Source organism: Aquipluma nitroreducens (assembly GCF_009689585.1).
Taxonomy (GTDB): Bacteria; Bacteroidota; Bacteroidia; order Bacteroidales; family Prolixibacteraceae; genus Aquipluma; species Aquipluma nitroreducens.
The window spans coordinates 5,278,335-5,298,002 of record NZ_AP018694.1; the positions used below are offsets into that span (position 1 = coordinate 5,278,335).

The window sequence follows — 19,668 nt, forward strand, 5'->3', positions numbered from 1 at the left end:
ATATCTAAAAATGGAGATAATATATGCCATATCTGGCTTACTAGGTGGTGGAGTCCTTTCCTATTTTATGTGGGACAAAGCCCTGAAAAGTAAAAAATCGAAGATCGTTAACGAGGCTATTGCTGAAGGCGAGGTCATAAAAAAAGATAAAATTTTACAGGCCAAAGAGAAGTTTCTTCAATTAAAATCTGAACATGAAGAATACATCAATGAGAAGAGCAGTAAGGTTAACAACTTTGAAGCAAAACTGAAACAGCGCGAAACCTCTATCAACCAACGCAGAGACGAACTAAACCGCGAAATTAAAGATTTCGAATCTTCGAAACATGAAGTTGATGTTATTCGCGAGAATCTGAATAATCAGCTTGAGCTTCTGGAAAAGAAGGAGCATGAAGTGGAGAGCCTTCACCGTCAGCATTTGGAAAAACTGGAAGTCCTTTCCGGATTGTCGGCTGAAGAAGCAAAAGCTCAGTTAGTTGATTCGTTGAAAAACGAAGCTAAAACCGAAGCGATGTCGTACATCAACGAGATCATGGAAGAAGCAAAACTTTCGGCTAACAAAGAAGCCAAGAAAGTGGTTGTAAAGACCATCCAGCGCGTTGCTACCGAAACTGCCATTGAAAACTCGGTTACCATTTTCCACATCGAAAGTGACGAAATTAAAGGTCGCATCATTGGTCGTGAAGGTCGTAATATCCGTGCACTGGAAGCAGCTACCGGAATTGAAATTATTGTAGATGATACACCTGAAGCCATTGTTCTTTCTGGATTTGATCCGGTACGCCGCGAAATTGCCCGTTTGGCTTTGCATCAATTAGTTACTGATGGTCGTATTCACCCTGCCCGTATCGAGGAAGTGGTTGAGAAGGTACGCAAACAAGTCGAAGAAGAAATTATAGAGACCGGTAAACGCACTACCATCGATTTGGGTATTCATGGATTGCATCCTGAACTGATCCGCTTGATTGGTAAAATGAAATATCGTTCGTCATACGGACAAAACCTGTTGCAGCACTCACGCGAGGTTGCCAACTTATGCGCCATTATGGCCACAGAATTGGGCCTGAATGCCAAGGCAGCCAAACGCGCCGGATTGTTGCACGATATTGGTAAAGTGCCCGATGACGAACCGGAATTACCACACGCAGTTTTAGGTATGAAGCTGGCCGAACGTTTCAAGGAAAAACCGGACATTTGCAACGCTATTGGTGCTCACCACGATGAAGTAGAAATGACTTCATTGCTTTCACCAATTGTTCAGGTTTGTGACGCCATTTCAGGAGCCCGTCCGGGAGCCCGCCGCGAAGTGGTTGAATCGTACATCAAACGTCTGAAAACATTGGAAGAATTGGCGCTTTCGTATCCGGGAGTACTGAAAACCTATGCAATTCAGGCGGGCCGCGAGTTGCGCGTCATTGTTGGAAGCGATAAGATCAGCGATAAAGATTCAGAACAATTATCATTCGATATTGCCAAACGCATTCAGGATGAAATGACTTATCCAGGTCAGATTAAAATTACGGTTATTCGCGAAATGCGTGCAATTAGCTATGCCAAATAGTTTACCTGTACTTTAGAGTCTAAAATATAAGGCCGTCACCAAGTGAAATTTGGGACGGCCTTTCTTTTTGGGGATATGCTTGGCTTTGTCGAAGATATAAAACAGGTATCCTTCATTATTTCTCATTACCCTGTTGCCAATTTGCACTGCCTTTGTAGCAAGACGGACAGAAACCTTCGTTGGCCAATCAAAAGGTTGCGCAGATAGCTTTCTCCATATGCAGGATAATGAAAAAGCAGTACAGAACTTTTCCCTTGCGTCGGGCCGTGAAGCATGTTTGCAGGACGATAAAAATAAAGGCAGGCGCCCGATTGGACGCCTGCCTGATTTTCAGTCCGTTGGAAATTAATCTGTGGACTGCTTTTTCACGAATGCTAGAGATTATCTTCGTTCGTTGTACATCATTTTACCAACCTGGGTTTTTCCATCCATAGTCAGTTTGTAAAGTACCATCTGGCTGCTTACCAGATTTGGAACGTATTCAACTTTGTAGAATACACCACCTTCTACCGGGCCATTAAACAGTGTTTCCAGTTTAGCGCCGGTAATGCTGTAAATTTCCAAAAAGGCTTGTGTATCGTTTGCCGAGCTAAACTCAATGTTTAAGCGTTCGGTAAACGGATTTGGATAAACTTTGAGTGTAGGTTCTAGGACAACTTCAGGTATGATTTCAGCTACTTTTAATACAGGTGCACTTAGATTAGTTGTACAAGTTCCACCACCTGCAACTGAAACCTCACCAGCATATATCGGTTGGAGAGCAGTTTTAGTAGCCGACCAATTGCTTGAAAACCATATACCACCTGCTTTACGATTCAATGTAATAGCAATTTGTTTGTCACATGCATTTTGAAATGCAACCATTTGGAATGCCGCTCCACCTTCAATGTTAATTGTACTGCCATCTTCCAGCTGTTCTACCAAGTTTGCTTTTGCACTGAATGTAGCTGTTGCAAGAGGATTTGCCACGTTCAAAGAAGCAATAGCATTCGTTGTGATTATATAAGTATGCAGAGTTGCATCCAATGTCCCATCAGTTTTATAATAGCTACGTATCATTACAGTAGTTTTCCCTTTTGGATTGGTACCTGATTTCGTAAATTGGATATCTGATTCAAAATCTGTATACAAATTTGTTTGACCTTTGATATATCCTGATGAATTCAGATTCTTAATCTTTCCTCCTGTTACCATATATCCGCCAGGAACTGGTTTTGATATAGTAACAATTGATTGTGCTGTTGAACTTCCCGGAGCATTATAATATGCGCCTGAAATACCCACTGCAATCTGGTAATTGGCAGCATTTGCAGAGCCTATATTCAATTGAATAATTGCACTGGCAGTTCCAACTGAACCATCATTGATATCAACCAAACCAACCGGAATATTCTGTGCACTTGGTATTGGTGTCATTGAAGAACCGTTAACCAAATAGAAGGTTACTTTGGCGCCCCTTAAATCTCCTCTCGGTGAATTCAAATCTTTTATTGTAGTTGCCAAAAGAATTGTTCCTGTACTTGAGTTTGGTCCAGTAGTCCATACAAACAAATCTCCAGTATAGAAACCTAAATCTCCCTCAAACGGACTTGCATTTCTGGCCTTTACTGTAAGTGATTTCGAATCATCATCACCAGAATAGTTTAGATTGGTACTGGTAAATATTGCTTCAACGGTGTAGTTTCCAGGTAAGTTAGAAACCTGAGGTATCAAAGAAGCCTGTACCGAACCGTCAGTAGCGTCAGGAATTGGCACTACAGGTATAGGACCACCATAATTAACACCGCCAATCTTGAATTGAACTGTACCTGTAAGTGCTGTCATAGGAACATGGAATCCAGCTGGCACTATTTGTGCTGTCATAGTTAAATTATCCATAAAACGAACGCTTGGAGCACTTAAAGTAAGTGTGGTCGTAGTGGTAGCCTTTGTAATGTTGGCATTTGTTGTTGCTGTAGTATTTAGCAATGCATAATTTGATGCTTTAGTGCCACTAATTGAAATGCCAAATACTGTTATTGGTTTACTAGTACCTACAAGTGAACCATTAGGATCATCAAATGACGCTGAAGTATATGCAGCTATTACATCATCGGCACTGAGTTTATCAGTACTCAACATCACTGCTGCATTGGTGTTCCCATCGTATATTTTGGAGACTCCAATAGCAGTTACTGTTAAAGGTCTCTGTTCAATGGTACCGGATAGGATTGGCTGAGTCAGGTGATAATTACCGGCAGTCAAACCAGCCAGAGTCATCGGTGCAGTTGCAACCGAAATACCTGAGCCTGGAGTTATCTGATTAAAAGTACCAGAAGTAGCATTTGCCAAGGTGACATCATCGTTGTTATAAATTGTACCAGCTAAAGTAGCTCCGGTGATAGCAGCATCAGCAGTTCCGTCATAGTATTTTGTAGTAACGCTTGCGCCGGTCACGGTCAGTTCAGCGGCGTTGATGGTACCGGATAGGATTGGCTGAGTCAGGTGATAATTACCGGCAGTCAAACCAGCCAGAGTCATCGGTGCAGTTGCAACCGAAATACCTGAGCCTGGAGTTATCTGATTAAAAGTACCAGAAGTAGCATTTGCCAAGGTGACATCATCGTTGTTATAAACTGTACCAGCTAAAGTAGCTCCGGTGATAGCAGCATCAGCAGTTCCGTCATAGTATTTTGTAGTAACGCTTGCGCCGGTCACGGTCAGTTCAGCGGCGTTGATGGTACCGGATAGGATTGGCTGAGTCAGGTGATAATTACCGGCAGTCAAACCAGCCAGAGTCATCGGTGCAGTTGCAACCGAAATACCTGAGCCTGGAGTTATCTGATTAAAAGTACCAGAAGTAGCATTTGCCAAGGTGACATCATCGTTGTTATAAACTGTACCAGCTAAAGTAGCTCCGGTGATAGCAGCATCAGCAGTTCCGTCATAGTATTTTGTAGTAACGCTTGCGCCGGTCACGGTCAGTTCAGCGGCGTTGATGGTACCGGATAGGATTGGCTGAGTCAGGTGATAATTACCGGCAGTCAAACCAGCCAGAGTCATCGGTGCAGTTGCAACCGAAATACCTGAGCCTGGAGTTATCTGATTAAAAGTACCAGAAGTAGCATTTGCCAAGGTGACATCATCGTTGTTATAAATTGTACCAGCTAAAGTAGCTCCGGTGATAGCAGCATCAGCAGTTCCGTCATAGTATTTTGTAGTAACGCTTGCGCCGGTCACGGTCAGTTCAGCGGCGTTGATGGTACCGGATAGGATTGGCTGAGTCAGGTGATAATTACCGGCAGTCAAACCAGCCAGAGTCATCGGTGCAGTTGCAACCGAAATACCTGAGCCTGGAGTTATCTGATTAAAAGTACCAGAAGTAGCATTTGCCAAGGTGACATCATCGTTGTTATAAATTGTACCAGCTAAAGTAGCTCCGGTGATAGCAGCATCAGCAGTTCCGTCATAGTATTTTGTAGTAACGCTTGCGCCGGTCACGGTCAGTTCAGCGGCGTTGATGGTACCGGATAGGATTGGCTGAGTCAGGTGATAATTACCGGCAGTCAAACCAGCCAGAGTCATCGGTGCAGTTGCAACCGAAATACCTGAGCCTGGAGTTATCTGATTAAAAGTACCAGAAGTAGCATTTGCCAAGGTGACATCATCGTTGTTATAAATTGTACCAGCTAAAGTAGCTCCGGTGATAGCAGCATCAGCAGTTCCGTCATAGTATTTTGTAGTAACGCTTGCGCCGGTCACGGTCAGTTCAGCGGCGTTGATGGTACCGGATAGGATTGGCTGAGTCAGGTGATAATTACCGGCAGTCAAACCAGCCAGAGTCATCGGTGCAGTTGCAACCGAAATACCTGAGCCTGGAGTTATCTGATTAAAAGTACCAGAAGTAGCATTTGCCAAGGTGACATCATCGTTGTTATAAACTGTACCAGCTAAAGTAGCTCCGGTGATAGCAGCATCAGCAGTTCCGTCATAGTATTTTGTAGTAACGCTTGCGCCGGTCACGGTCAGTTCAGCGGCGTTGATGGTACCGGATAGGATTGGCTGAGTCAGGTGATAATTACCGGCAGTCAAACCAGCCAGAGTCATCGGTGCAGTTGCAACCGAAATACCTGAGCCTGGAGTTATCTGATTAAAAGTACCAGAAGTAGCATTTGCCAAGGTGACATCATCGTTGTTATAAACTGTACCAGCTAAAGTAGCTCCGGTGATAGCAGCATCAGCAGTTCCGTCATAGTATTTTGTAGTAACGCTTGCGCCGGTCACGGTCAGTTCAGCGGCGTTGATGGTACCGGATAGGATTGGCTGAGTCAGGTGATAATTACCGGCAGTCAAACCAGCCAGAGTCATCGGTGCAGTTGCAACCGAAATACCTGAGCCTGGAGTTATCTGATTAAAAGTACCAGAAGTAGCATTTGCCAAGGTGACATCATCGTTGTTATAAACTGTACCAGCTAAAGTAGCTCCGGTGATAGCAGCATCAGCAGTTCCGTCATAGTATTTTGTAGTAACGCTTGCGCCGGTCACGGTCAGTTCAGCGGCGTTGATGGTCAACATAGCATTCCCATTACTGGTTGCACTTCCGCAGCTATTGGTAACAACACAACGGTATTTATAACCAGACATGGGCACAACAGGCTTTGTTATATTAAGAGTGGTAGCAGTAATACCTGCATAACCTGTAAATGTTTCATCACTAACATTACTCCAGTTTACTCCATTATTCTTACTAATCTCCCATTTATACGATAACGGAGTAGTACCACTGGAAGCGACGGTAAAACTTGCATTGTCACCATAATTGATTGACTGGTTTTCTGGTTGTCCACTAAGAGATGAATTAATAGTTGGCGGTGTACATCCAACATAAGTTGCTATTACAGTTGTATGGCCATTTTTAACTCCTGTTGTAAATGGACTTGGTAATGAAGTATTGATTGTATATCCAGTTATTTCAGGAAATGAAAATGAAAATGATGTATTAGCTGCTACGGTAACTTTTTGCGGACTTTGGGTCGGTCCTGGCGCAACAAATGTTGTTGTGCCACTAAAAGAACTAGGAGTAGGATTTGTTCCTGACCAATTAACCGTCACAGATGTACCATCTATTCCGTCAACCTGAAAATAAATATCATGCCTGTCAACAGCATCAGTAAATACAGTGCTTGCCAAACTTTCTTTATCCCCAGTTGCAATTAAAAGTAGTGTGGTGTTGAGTTCCACGTCGTTTACATACCAATACGCAGTAAAACTGCCATTGCCATCTGCAGTTGCAGTTGCCAATTCATGTGAATGGTAACTTAATGGCATATTAGGCTCAATGTGCGAAATAACAATTGAAACTGTTTCTCCAGCTTCAAAATGAGTTCCATAAATTGTTACTGTTTCTCCTGGTGCATAATCTGCCTTGTTTGTAATTACTGTCGGCTCATAAGTAACAGAGGATTCGTCTAATACAAGAGGTATTTCGTCTTGTGTCTCTTGCGCCATCCCATTCATACTCATTGCCATCAGCAGCCAAAAGAGCATCGGGAGCAGAAGCACGCTTTTTAATCGAAGTAAACGTTTTTTCATAAATGTTAGATTTAGTTAAACTTATATTTCCTACCTATTTTTTATCGTAATCGCTCGTAGTCACCCGATTGTCTTTCAGGTTCGTTGTATTGGGGTTTCCCCCGGGGTCGTATTCAAAAAGCTTTGGAAGTTTATATGGTCACAATGCGTCCATATTCAGAATTCGTTTTGTTTAGCATAGTTGTTTTTCGCTTGTTTGTCTTGTCTTTATTAGTTGTTTGGTTTTTTAATTATTTGAAAAATGATTAATGCGAATATCTTTGTTTTCAACGCATTAAATCACCTTCGCAAATAAAGTTATGAATACCCAAACAATAAATCGATAGGATAGATGCCTGGAATTCAAGCCATTTATCAAATGAGTGTTTCTAATGATCAAATAGTGGTTTTGAACATGAAAATGCATTAATGCACATTTAAAGTAGAATATAATTAGAATAATGTATAGATATCAATTCTTGGAATACTCTAATTTGATATTTTCGAAGTGATTTTTTTTAAATGCCTGTATGTTAATGTGTAAGATATTTGAAAAATTCAGATATAATCCATTTTTCACCTATATTTTGGAAGTATCGCAAAATAAGACTTTGAAGTAAAATTGGTAATTTATGGAATTTGAATCGCTTTTTAGAACCCCAAATGTAAAACATAACCATCGATTTCTTTACCCTTTAAACTTGACGTTTTCAAATTGTTTAAGTATGATTTTTATGTTCGACTATTTAAAGGTAAAACATAGTCAGATTAATAGGATTTTTTTTATTCTAAACAGAATAATAATTTTATAACATCTGAAATTTTCGGTTTAGAACTTGGTTTGTAATATTTTGATAATCAGTTGAGTTTGGCGTTGGTTGAAAAACAGGACTTACAAGGAATTCCAGATATCAAAATTCAAATCGGGATAGAACTATGAAACAAAAGCCGTATCGGAAATTTCCGGATACGGCTTTTGTTGGTAAAAGAAACAATAGGTTATTTATATTTTTCTTCGCGTTGTGCTTTAATTTTTTCGTCGGTGAGGTAATCTTCAAAATCCATGTATTTGTCGATAGCGCCTTTAGGCGTCAGGTCAATTACGCGCGAACAAACCGATTCAATGAACTCATGGTCATGTCCGGCCATTAAAACCTGACCGGGATATGTTTTCATGTTGTTGTTAAAAGCCTGAATCGATTCCATATCCAAATGGTTGGTTGGGTGATCCAAAATAACAGTGTTCGGATGCGCCAGCATCATACGGGCGATCATACAGCGCATTTTCTCCCCTCCTGAAAGGACTTTAGCGCTCTTCTGAAGATCGTCGCCTGAGAATAACATTTTGCCCAGATATTGGCGCAGGAAGTTTTCGCTGGTATCGGTTGAATAATTTCCCAACCATTCGTAAAGCGTTTCGTCCTTGGTAAAGAATTCAGTATTGTCTGATGGCAAATAAGCAGTGGTAATTGTAACTCCCCAGTCAACAGTTCCGGTAGTAGCCTCCAATTCGCCACTGATGATTTTGAAGAATGCAGTTACCGCGCGGGCTTCCTTGGCCAAAAACACTACTTTGTCGCCGCGTTCGATGGTAAACGAAATGTCTTTAAACAACACTTCACCATCCTGAACATACGAGAGGTTTTCGATGTTTAGCACGCGGTCGCCGGTTGCACGTTCCTGTTGGAAAATGATTCCGGGGTAACGGCGTGTTGAAGGCTCAATCTCTTCGATTTTCAGCTTTTCGATCATCTTCTTGCGGCTGGTCGTTTGTTTCGACTTCGCCACATTGGCGCTGAAACGGGCAATGAACTCAAGCAATTCTTTCTTCTTTTCCTCAGCTTTTTTATTCTGATTTTGTTGCTGACGCAAGGCCAATTGGCTCGATTCGTACCAGAAGGTATAGTTTCCGGAGAAAGCACGTATTTTATTGAAGTCGATATCGACCACATCGGTACACACGTTATCGAGGAAGTGACGGTCATGCGAAACAACAATCACTGTATTCTGGCAGTTCGAGAGGTAATTTTCCAACCATAGAACGGTTTCAAGGTCAAGGTCGTTGGTAGGCTCATCGAGCAGCAAATTATCAGGATTACCAAACAAAGCCTGAGCAAGCAACACACGCACCTTTTCTTTTCCGTTCAGGTCTTTCATTAAGGTATAGTGCATGTCTTCCTTGATTCCCAAACCACTCAACAGACTGGCAGCATCACTTTCAGCATTCCATCCGTTCATGGTAGCAAAATCGTCTTCGAGTTTAGCAGCTAAAAGTCCGTCGGCTTCGGTAAAATCTTCTTTTGCATACAGTGCATCCTTTTCCTTTAGCACGCGAAGAAGTTCGGCGTGACCCATCAGAACGGTATCTAAAACAGGATATTCGTCAAATGCGTGGTGATTTTGGTTCAATACTGAAAGACGTTCGCCGGGACCCATCACAACCGAGCCTCGTGTGGCATCTAAATCGCCGGATATTATTCTCAAAAAGGTTGATTTTCCAGCGCCATTTGCACCAATAACACCGTAACAGTTACCTGCGGTAAACTTTAAATTAACATCCGAAAACAAAGGTTTTTTTCCGAATTGCATTGCCAAATTTGAAACCGTAATCATTCGCTAAATATTTTTATTCTTGAAATTTGAGGGCAACAAAGGTAGCATATTCTACCGCCCTGTGGATTTTTTCGGGTTAATAAATTCTTAAAGATCAGCTTGCTGATGCGTAAAATGTAACTTGACTCGTCATCCTGAACTTGTTTCAGGATATCAACTATTAATAGCAGACCCCGAAATAAATTCGGGGTGACTGTATTCTTGTCATGCTGAACTTGTTTCAGCATCTAACTTATTTTACATCAGATCCCGAAATAAATTCGGGATGACTAAAATCGAGCTATTCATTCAATCCCCTCTGTCTGATTACTTCATAGATCAGCAATCCGGACGCAACCGAAACGTTGAGCGATTCGATTTTACCCAATATTGGGATTTTAACCTGTTCGTCGGCCAGAGCCAGCAGACGCTGATCGATACCGGTATCTTCGGAACCCATGATGAATGCGATTGGTCCGGTAAGGCTCACATTGGTATAAATTGCTGTCGCTTTTTCCGTGGCAGCTACCAGTTTTAGTCCTGATTCTTTCAGGAACGAAACGGTTTCCTTCAGGCTTCTGGTGCGGCACACCGGAATTAAGTGCAGTGCACCTGCTGAAGTTTTTACAGCATCGGCATTGATACGGGCAGAACCTTTATCGGGAATAACAATGGCATTCACTCCGGCACATTCAGCAGAACGCACAATGGCGCCGAAGTTACGCACATCGGTTACCTGATCGAGAACCAACACAAATGGAGTTTCACCGGCTTCGTAAATAGCTGGGATAATATCTTCGATTCGTTGCAATGCCACCGGCGACACAAATGCCAACACGCCTTGGTGATTTTTACGCGAAATCCGGTTTATTTTTTCAATCGGAACGTACTGAAAAGCAATCTGGCGAATGCGGATCAGGTCGAACAGTTCCTTAAATAAATCGCCAACCAATCCTTTTTTGATCAGTACTTTATCTATTTCTTTTCCGGCCTGAATGGCTTCGATTACGGCACGAATTCCAAATACCAGATCGTCGGCAGGTTTATCTTCTCGTTTGAACATTTGTTAGTTATTATTGATGAATTATCATTTAATGATTTATGTTGCACGTTATTTCCCGAAACACGTATCCCGCAACTCGCAACTCTTTTACCATGTTTTCTTTGCACTAAGCTCGTCTAGTTGCTCGTGCAAAATTTCCCATTCGTACATTTTATTTTCGAGCTCTTTTTTCAATCGATCGTATTTTTTGAAAATTTCAGGATCAGATCCATTGGTTTCGGCCAGAGTTTTATCCATTTCGGCTATTTTTTGTTCGAGACCGGAAATTTCCAATTCGTTCTTTTCGATACTTTTTTCAAGCTTATTGATGTTTTTATTGATTTCCTTGCGTTCATCAAAGCTTACTTTCTCGGCTTCCTCAGTTTTTTGTATTTTAACTTCCTGATTCAAAGGTAAGTCCTTTTTCTCCAATTCCTTCATCGAATCGATTTTCTTGCGCCGAAGGAATTCGTAAATGCCACCCAGATGTTGTTTTACCTTTTTATCCTTGAATTCGTACACGCAATTCACAAGTCCATCCAGGAATTCGCGGTCGTGCGATACAACGATGATTGTTCCGTCATAGTCAATCAGAGCCTGTTTAAGTATCTCTTTTGATCGCATGTCGAGGTGATTGGTAGGCTCATCGAGTACCAGCAGATTAACCGGTTCGAGCATCAGTTTTACCATAGCAAGTCGCGAGCGTTCTCCACCGGAGAGCACCTTGACTTTTTTATCAGCATCTTCGCCCGAAAACATAAATCCGCCTAAAATATTACGGATTTTAGTTCTGATCTCGCCCACAGCAATGCGATCGATTGTATCAAAAACGGTTAATTCAGGATCGAGTAAATTGGCTTGATTTTGTGCGTAATACCCAATTTTTACATTGTGCCCTAATTTCATTTCACCCTCATATTCCAATTCGCTCATGATGATTCGTGCCAGAGTGGTTTTCCCTTCACCGTTTTTGCCTACAAAAGCCACTTTTTCGCCACGTTCAATGGTCAGATCAATTTCTTTCAAAACATTGAGCTTTCCGTAGTTTTTGGTCAGTTCTCTGATTTCGGCAACTACTGTTCCGGAGCGCAATGCGGGCGGAAATTTAATGCGCAAGGCTGAATTGTCTTCCTCGTCAACTTCGAGTCGTTCGAGCCGATCTAACGCTTTAATTCGTGATTGCACCTGAACCGCTTTGGTAGCCTGATAACGGAAGCGGGCTATAAATTCTTCGGTGTCAGCAATCATTTTTTGTTGATTGATGTATGCTGCCATTTGAGTTTCTTTCAGCTCTTTGCGAAGAATTAAATATTTAGAATAATTGGATTTGAAATCATATATACGACCGAGGGTAATTTCAACCGTTCGGTTGGTTATGGCATCCAGAAAAGCCCTGTCATGCGAAACCAGTACCACTGCTCCGTTGTATGTCCGTAGGAAATCTTCGAGCCATTGAATCGATTCAATATCAAGGTGGTTGGTTGGCTCATCGAGCAAAAATACATCCGGACGTTTCAGAAGGATCTTGGCTAGTTCAATACGCATGCGCCATCCGCCGCTGAATTCTGAAGTTTGACGTGTAAAATCAGTTCGCTTAAATCCGAGGCCAATTAATGTTCGCTCAACTTCAGCCTCAAAATTGTTGCCGCCCAACATGTGAAAACGTTCGTTGAATTCGGTTACATGATCCAATAAACGGTGATATTCGTCTGATTCGTAGTCGGTTCGTGTTGAAATCTGGTGGTTTAGATCTTCGATGCGGCGTTCCAAATCCAGAATTTCTTCGAATGAGGTAACCGCTTCTTCGAAAACCGTTCGGCCATCGAAAACCTCCATGTGTTGGGGCAAATAACCTAAACGAACATCAGATGGAACAGAAACAACACCTTCGTTGGGTTGCTGGTGTCCGGCCAGAATTTTGAGTAGGGTGGATTTTCCTGCACCATTTTTCCCTACTAATCCAATGCGGTCTTTGGGACTGACCAGTAATGTAATTCCTTTGAAAAGTTCGAACCCACCAAAACTAACAACCAATTGATCAACCGAAATCATAAATCATAAAATTGAGGGTGCAAAGATATGAAAATAAAGCCTCCCCAACCCCTCCCGGAGAGGGGCTTTTTCCGACTCCGGAGAATGGGATCGTTCTTTTGATAATTTGAATGCGAGTTAGCTTTTTAAGCCCTCCCTTTTGGGGAGGGTTTGGGTGGGGTTTTTATTTAATCGAAACCTCAATCTTAAATTGTGGAACCTTTAATTCCTGCGCAAGGTTTTTTAAATCGGCAGTTGTAACCTGAATTGATTCAGTGGGTATACCTTGATTTACAGTCAAAAAGTCGTTTACCAACCGATTTCTTTCAGTAAGTAAAGACTGAAACCGGCTTTCAATACGTCCAGCATCAACTATTTTTTCGCAGGCTTTTTCAATTCCGAGTGAGTCAACTGCCGGAATAGTTTTCCGGATAAATGCCAGTAAATTTGCATCGTCATTTTTGATTTCGCCGGCTTTAAGTTTTGGTGTAGCAGCATCGGTGGCTTGTGTAGCCAGGTATTCGCTTTTGGTTAGCTGAACAGCGATCTCGCTTTTCTCTTTCTCCGGATCAGCCGTTTGAGTCAGTGTTAAAATTAAATTTGGTTTCTTTTTCAAAATTCCAGCCAGTTGCGATAATTCATCGCGTTGTGCCTTATCGAGCGAATCCTGTGCAAAAGTATAAGATAGTTTGTCCAGCGATTCCGGATTTGTTCCGGCTAATCCGCCCAATGCCTTAAAAGGCGAAAGCGCAGTTTTAACCATCAGGTTGGCAAAGGTTTTCCAGATAAGCCTGCCCAATTTGAATTTGGGTTCTGAAGGATTTCCTGAAACGGGCAGATCGATTTTAATTTCGTCGTTGGCATCTTTCATCAAATACAGGCCCAGTCGTACCGGGACTTTCATCGCAGTGGTATCTTTTGTTTTTTTACCAAATTCAAGTTCATCAACTTTAACTTTATTCGTATTTACAAGGTTTGTTGACGACATTTTCAACCCAAGTTCATAATTGAACCATCCTTGTTTAACAGGCGAAGCAACGTAATATTCGGTGTAAGGCGAAAAGCTCATCAAATCCATTCGTTTTATTTTCGCGTCCATTTCCAGTTTCATCATGTCAACCATACTCCAAACCGTTTTTCCTGAAAGTTCACCCCTGTTGTTCAGTTTGGTGCTGAATTCAACCGGTATCCGGTCGGCACTTTCGGTTAGTCCCGACATCGTCATACTTAAGTCATTCAGTTCGTAAGAGAAAGGTCTGTTCAGCGTTTTGTCGGATATGGAAACTAATCCGTTGCTAACTTTTATGGTGTCGATGCTGTAAGTTACCGGCGTTGATTCCGCTGTTGTTGTTATTGTTGCTGAAGAACTGATGGAATCGTTCCTGAAATAGGGTAGGAGAAATCGTTCCAGATTCATCATTTTCTTTTCGCGGACGACCAGTATGTGGGGCTCGTTGGCTTCAATTTTTCCGAATCCGAAGTGAAACGTTTTCAAGTTAATGTCCTTGAGGCTAGCTGTAAGTCTGGACGAAGAAATGATTTCTTCCGACTGTCCATCAATGACTGATAATGCGGTAACAGAACCTTTTCCTGTTATTGATATGTTGATTACTTCATTCATATCGCCCACAATTTTCAGGTTTGAGGTAAGTAATCCATTCAGCGATTTAACGTCAAAATAATCAGTTAAGTATCCTGTTATCGGCTGTATTTGAATGTCTTGAGTGGAGAGGTCGATTTGATATTTTTTATTCACGTTATCAACCGTAGCCTGGATGTTTACCTTCCCGTTTTTGCCCATCATGAAATCAATGCCCATGTTCGATTTTTCGTTATTCCAGGAAATCAGCGGCAGATCCAGGTTTAGGTTATCCATTTCAACCTGATTCTTTTTTTGAAGGTCGTTGTATTTTACCTTTCCATCAATCAATTGAATATTCCTGATCGTAAATTTAATCGATTCTTTTTGGGTCGTGTCTTTAACGGCAATGCTATCTTCTTTAGGCATTAGACTGTCGAAATTGAATTTTTCACCATCCTGAATGACCTGAATTCGCGGGTTAGTCAGCCTGATTTCTGAAACAGAATATTCTCTTGAAAGTAAGGTCCATGGATTTAGATTGATGTAAAATTCGCTAAACGATGCAAAACTATCAGTTTTATTGGCTTCGAATAAAACCAAATCTTTCACCTGAACAGCAACTTTAGCGTAGTTGAAATGCATTTCGCCAATGGTCAGTTTTCGCCCAATAAGTTTTTCGCTGTTTTTAACCAGGTAATCTTTAGTAAAAGTTGAAGCAAAGAATAAAATGGAAACGATCAGAAGAGCAAAAATTCCCAGAACAAAGTATCTTTTTTTAACTCGTGCCATGGCTGTTATGTTTGATGCAAATATAAAAAGGGTTCGCTGAAATTCGATACTAATATCTGATTATTAATCCTTAAAATTCAGCAAAACCATTTCCGAAAAAAGACAATGGTCATTAGAAAAACATTCTTTCCTAATGACCATTTCCTAATGATTTTTATGACGTTGCGTTATTGCAGGCGAACAGTTTGTCTTTCAATGTTCCAGCCTTCAGTTAAAATTTCCAAACCAGCGTTTTTAGTTTTACTTATTGAAGCGCTGACAGTTAAAGTGATTGATTCGCCCGGAGCCAATGAGAAATAATTGGCTGACCAAAATGCCGGTAGAACTTCTTCGCCATTGCTCATCAATTGTGGATTTACAAAGAATGCCAGAACTTTGGAGTTGTTGGTGAACTTAACGGTCCATTTAGTTTCTGTTTTCAGTTGTTCCGATTTCAAAACAGTTGCCTGTAGCTGCGTTTTTGACATGGTGTTTAATGCCTTGTAATTGTTGTCAGCAGCCAACCAGTAAGTATTGTGCGAAATGACTTTCCCGGAGGCGTCTTTCAGGTTCAAGACTACAAAATTCACCCCTTTAGCATCTGTCAAAACTTTCGACAAAGAGAATGGTTCTTTGACATCGGTGGCAGAAAGGCTTACTTTTTCTTCCTGATGGTAGATCAGTTTCGAATCAATTCCGAAAACATCAGCCTGAACAGTCAAATTCGAATTCGCATGATAAGTTCTATTGATAACTGTAACATTGTAATCAAGTGAATTTAGCTGCACGTGAACTGGTTCGCACGCATTTTGCTCGAAATAATAGCCAGCGTTGGGTGACAGATACCAGTCGTAAATTTGCCAGATGACGCTTGGAAATGCTGCATTGATTTTCCAAAGCATGACGCCGCCGATTTCGTTCAACTTGTGTCCAGCTGATTCAAAAATTCCCTGATATCCGGTAGCATTCATCAGCTGCATTTTAGTCGAGAAATCTTCCATCGAAGTTGGCGCGCCATAGCGTTCGACCATTGTTTCGTAATATTTGTCGTACTTTCCGTTTCCGGTAGCAGCATCGTGATATCCCCAGGTATTATTCAACGGGAAGGGAAGCGTTTTATCCCAAACCAGATTTGGAATTATTTTTTTCAGACTGTTGTAGGTTGGTTGCGATGGGATTCCGGTCTCATCTTTAAATACCCAATCTTTGGCATCATCGGCCAAACGGTAATATTGCTTAGAGTCTTGCCAGGTATATGGGCCACCACTGTACACACCTGAAGCCAGATTGTCGGGCCATGAGCCATTCCATCCAGCCGGAAGTTTGGCGAATCCTGATGAACTTGGAATGAATGGGCGGGTTCCATCGAGTGTGATGACTTTATCTCTCATGATGTCGAATAAATCTTTCCGGATATGGCCTTCGTTGCCACCTGTCCAAACCAAAAGGCTTGGGTGGTTGCGGATACGTTTGATTGTACTGACCACATTGTTAACGAATACATTGCCTTCAGTCGGATTGTCGAGCGAACCTTTGAATTCACCATGAGTGTCGCCGGTTACCCAGAAATCTGACCAGATTAATAATCCGTTGCGGTCGGCCAAATCGAAGAATACATCCGGAGGAGTTATGCCACCACCCCAGATGCGTACCAGATTGATATTGGCATTGCGGCAAAGTTTCAATTCGGCATCGTACCTGAGCGAGTCGCGGTTCAGCATCATATCGGGTACCCAGGCGCCTCCAACCAGTTGAATGCGGTTGCCGTTCACGTAAAAATCGCGACGAAGCATTTTGCCGGGCACTTCTACTGCTTTTGAGCTAACGGTGCGGATTCCAAATACAAAGGTTGTGTCGTCAGAAAGTACTCCGTTGGCTTCGTATTTCAGCTGAATGCGGTACAGGTTGGCTTTCCCGTAGCCAACAGGCCACCATAAATGTGGTTGTTTCATGTTGAGTTGCGCCGTATTCGCTGCATTCAGATCGACATTGGTACTTGATCCGGCCTCGATGGTCAAATCTTTAGTGAATTGAACAGCTGGTCCGGCAAAGTTTTCAGGACGAATATCTACTTTTAAAGTTCCCTTGGATGATCCGCTTCCATGATTTGCCAGAGCAAGTTTTAACGACAGTTTGGCCACCGATGTATCCGGAAGGTTGGGCAATTCGGTGATCAATTGTGGCTGTTTCAGGGTTATATCACCCGAAGTGCGCAAAATAACCGGCTGCCAAATGCCAATGTTCCGGTCTCGTACCGGAGGCATCCAATCCCAGCCTACCGAACAAAGCATAGTTACATTTTTGCCAATATCGCCTGTGGGGCCACCATTCAGGAAAAAATCGCCCATGGCTTTTAATTGTTCGGTATCAGGTAATCCAGGTACATCAAGCGGGTAAATTTTTACGGCCAGTCCATTTTCTTTTCCGGCCTGAACGAGTTTACTAATATCGAAACTGTATTCAGCAAACATGCCGGCCATTTGGGTCGAATCGGCAATTTGTTTTCCGTTTACCCAAACAGCAGCCCTGTAATTGATTCCTTTAAAAATCAACTGAAAGTGGCGTCCCTGATCGGTTGCCGGAACTTTAAATGTTGTGCGGTACCAATAAGGTTTTTTCCATGGATTGCCCACATTTGGTATGTGACTGTACTGTTCGAGGTTGTACTGCTTATTGAATTCATCCGAAGCATCGGGAATCAGCATGTTGTTCATTCCTGAATATGGATCAGGGTAAACCCGGTTTGCTACAAGTCCTGTCAACACAGTTGATGGAACATTCACCGGAAACCAATACACATTGGAATGATAATCAGCTGAAGATAACTGATCTCCTGAATCATCAATTAACTCTGACGATTGTAACTCAAATTTGACCAGTTTTTCCTGCTTAACGCTTTTATTCTGGGCGTTCGAAAATTGCATGACTGCTAAAAGCAGAAAAGATAAAGAGACAATAAATTTCATTTACTAGAATTTTAAAAACTACAATTATTTACTTTTTCCTGAATTGCTGACAAAAGCGATGTGCTTGCTGTCGGGCGACCAGGACGGTACATTGATGGTACCTTGTCCGCCGTAAAGGTAAGCAATTACTTTAGGCGCGCCTCCCGAAACAGGCATCAATCGCAGCATAACCCTTTTGTATGAAGGATGAGAATTAAATTCAATATCCGCTTCAAAGGTGATAAATGCAATCCATTTACCATCAGGTGAAATGTGTGGAAACCAGTTATTGTATTGGTCGAAAGTGAGTTGTTCTTTCTCAGTTCCATCGGGTTTCATTCGCCACAATTGCATCGTTCCGGATTGACTGCCATTGTAATAAATGTATCTACCATCAGGAGAATATTCACAACCATCTACATGTTCGCCTTTTTTATTGTTAGTTAAAGCGACTTCATTTCCGCCTTTAATTGAATTTTTGTAAATGTTATAAATGTTACTGCCATTGCGTTGCGCCACATAAACCACTTCTTTGTTGTTTGGCGCCCAGCCATGAAGGTATGATGGAGTATCTTCTGTAACTAGTTGTGGAGTTCCGCCTTCAAGAGGTAAAACATAAACGGTTGAACCGCCTCCATTCAACCCTTCGCGGTGACTGCTAATTCCAAGCATCTTTCCGTCGAACGAGATGACATGGTCGTTGTTGCTACGGTTGATATTCCCCATATTCAGTTTTTCAATTTCACCGCCTTCAACGGGCATTTTGTAGATGTTTCCATCCATGTTGAAAAGTAGTTTCTTTCCGTCGGGCATCCAGTTTGGCGCTTCAAAACGTCCATCTTTTTCAAGAATGATCTTCCGTTTGCCATCGAATACATTCAAGATTTCCATGCGACAGCCTAACCATCCTTGTTTATCTGGATTATACAAAGTAGCTACTGGCTGGTCAATCCGAACATTCCAAATTTTTGCGGTTTCAACCACATCCGGATTGTGCGAGCAAATAAATAAACCGGCCAATACTTCTTCAGGAAGTCCTTCCATTACCTGACTTCCGATAACCTGCAAAGGCTCGCCCGGATGAGCAGCCCTGAAAATAATTGTTTTGCCTGAACGCTCTACCTGAAGGATGGAGTAGTTTGGCTTGGGTGAAAAAATTTCATCTTCAGGATCGCGCATAAAAGCACCTCTGAGAACGCGCCATTGCAGAACAGTCATGCCATCGCCGTGTAAAACGGCAGAAGAATGAACAGCATTGGCATCTTCAGAGGCACGAACCATCCAACCTATTTTTCGGTGAGGGTCTGTCCCTGCACCAACAAATTCAAAGTTGGCAGTCAGGATAAAATCACCTTTCAGCTTGTTGTAGAGGTAATTAAATTCGTCACGTTCGAACCAGATGTTGTATCCGGAACCCCTGATTGTATAGGTTTGTGTGCTTTCGTCGTACGAAGCAGAACCTGTTAACTTCGGAGAACCAATATCTTTACACGATTGAAAGATACCGATGGATTTCTGAGCAAATGAGTTAACTGTCAGCATACAGAAAAGTAAAATGATTGATGGCTTCATAATGCGTGGATTAGGTTTATAGTCA

The 19,668-nt window shown here is 42.0% G+C and carries 8 protein-coding genes; 1 reads left to right on the forward strand and 7 read right to left on the reverse strand.

Features of this window, described 5'->3' with window-relative positions; genetic code table 11:
• The first annotated feature begins 10 nt into the window (after window positions 1-10).
• Entirely contained in the window at window positions 11-1,561 is a 1,551-nt protein-coding gene (gene rny / locus AQPE_RS22095) for a ribonuclease Y (protein WP_318348652.1), read from the forward strand.
• A gap of 381 nt (window positions 1,562-1,942) precedes the next feature.
• Here the strand turns inward: rny and AQPE_RS22100 are convergent, their stop codons facing one another.
• The 7 genes from AQPE_RS22100 to AQPE_RS22130 all read right to left on the reverse strand — a co-directional run bounded on the left by AQPE_RS22100 (window position 1,943) and on the right by AQPE_RS22130 (window position 19,643).
• Window positions 1,943-7,132 (reverse strand): YDG domain-containing protein, encoded by a 5,190-nt coding sequence (locus AQPE_RS22100; protein ID WP_318348653.1) that lies wholly within the window; start codon window positions 7,130-7,132, stop codon window positions 1,943-1,945.
• 978 nt (window positions 7,133-8,110) lie between these two features.
• Window positions 8,111-9,724, reverse strand: a complete 1,614-nt coding sequence (locus AQPE_RS22105; protein ID WP_318348654.1) for an ABC-F family ATP-binding cassette domain-containing protein — start codon at window positions 9,722-9,724, stop codon at window positions 8,111-8,113.
• Window positions 9,725-10,004: 280 nt separating this feature from the next.
• Window positions 10,005-10,766, reverse strand: a complete 762-nt coding sequence (gene rlmB / locus AQPE_RS22110) for a 23S rRNA (guanosine(2251)-2'-O)-methyltransferase RlmB (protein ID WP_318348655.1) — start codon at window positions 10,764-10,766, stop codon at window positions 10,005-10,007.
• 87 nt (window positions 10,767-10,853) lie between these two features.
• Window positions 10,854-12,797, reverse strand: a complete 1,944-nt coding sequence (locus AQPE_RS22115; RefSeq protein WP_318348656.1) for an ABC-F family ATP-binding cassette domain-containing protein — start codon at window positions 12,795-12,797, stop codon at window positions 10,854-10,856.
• A 163-nt stretch (window positions 12,798-12,960) separates the two neighbouring features.
• The gene (locus AQPE_RS22120) at window positions 12,961-15,147 is read right to left on the reverse strand and encodes an AsmA family protein (RefSeq protein ID WP_318348657.1); all 2,187 of its coding nucleotides are present in this window, start codon (window positions 15,145-15,147) and stop codon (window positions 12,961-12,963) included.
• A 167-nt stretch (window positions 15,148-15,314) separates the two neighbouring features.
• The gene (locus AQPE_RS22125) at window positions 15,315-18,092 is read right to left on the reverse strand and encodes a glycoside hydrolase family 2 protein (protein WP_318348658.1); all 2,778 of its coding nucleotides are present in this window, start codon (window positions 18,090-18,092) and stop codon (window positions 15,315-15,317) included.
• A 24-nt stretch (window positions 18,093-18,116) separates the two neighbouring features.
• On the reverse strand, window positions 18,117-19,643 hold the full coding sequence (locus tag AQPE_RS22130) for a TolB family protein (RefSeq protein ID WP_318348659.1): 1,527 nt from the start codon (window positions 19,641-19,643) through the stop codon (window positions 18,117-18,119).
• Window positions 19,644-19,668: the final 25 nt, after the last annotated feature.

What these genes read in the sequence shown, in the direction of transcription:
- rny (WP_318348652.1), top strand. Translation starts at nt 11, where the DNA reads ATGGAGATAATATATGCCATATCTGGCTTACTAGGTGGTGGAGTCCTT.
- AQPE_RS22100 (WP_318348653.1), bottom strand. Translation starts at nt 7,132, where the DNA reads ATGAAAAAACGTTTACTTCGATTAAAAAGCGTGCTTCTGCTCCCGATG.
- AQPE_RS22105 (WP_318348654.1), bottom strand. Translation starts at nt 9,724, where the DNA reads ATGATTACGGTTTCAAATTTGGCAATGCAATTCGGAAAAAAACCTTTG.
- rlmB (WP_318348655.1), bottom strand. Translation starts at nt 10,766, where the DNA reads ATGTTCAAACGAGAAGATAAACCTGCCGACGATCTGGTATTTGGAATT.
- AQPE_RS22115 (WP_318348656.1), bottom strand. Translation starts at nt 12,797, where the DNA reads ATGATTTCGGTTGATCAATTGGTTGTTAGTTTTGGTGGGTTCGAACTT.
- AQPE_RS22120 (WP_318348657.1), bottom strand. Translation starts at nt 15,147, where the DNA reads ATGGCACGAGTTAAAAAAAGATACTTTGTTCTGGGAATTTTTGCTCTT.
- AQPE_RS22125 (WP_318348658.1), bottom strand. Translation starts at nt 18,092, where the DNA reads ATGAAATTTATTGTCTCTTTATCTTTTCTGCTTTTAGCAGTCATGCAA.
- AQPE_RS22130 (WP_318348659.1), bottom strand. Translation starts at nt 19,643, where the DNA reads ATGAAGCCATCAATCATTTTACTTTTCTGTATGCTGACAGTTAACTCA.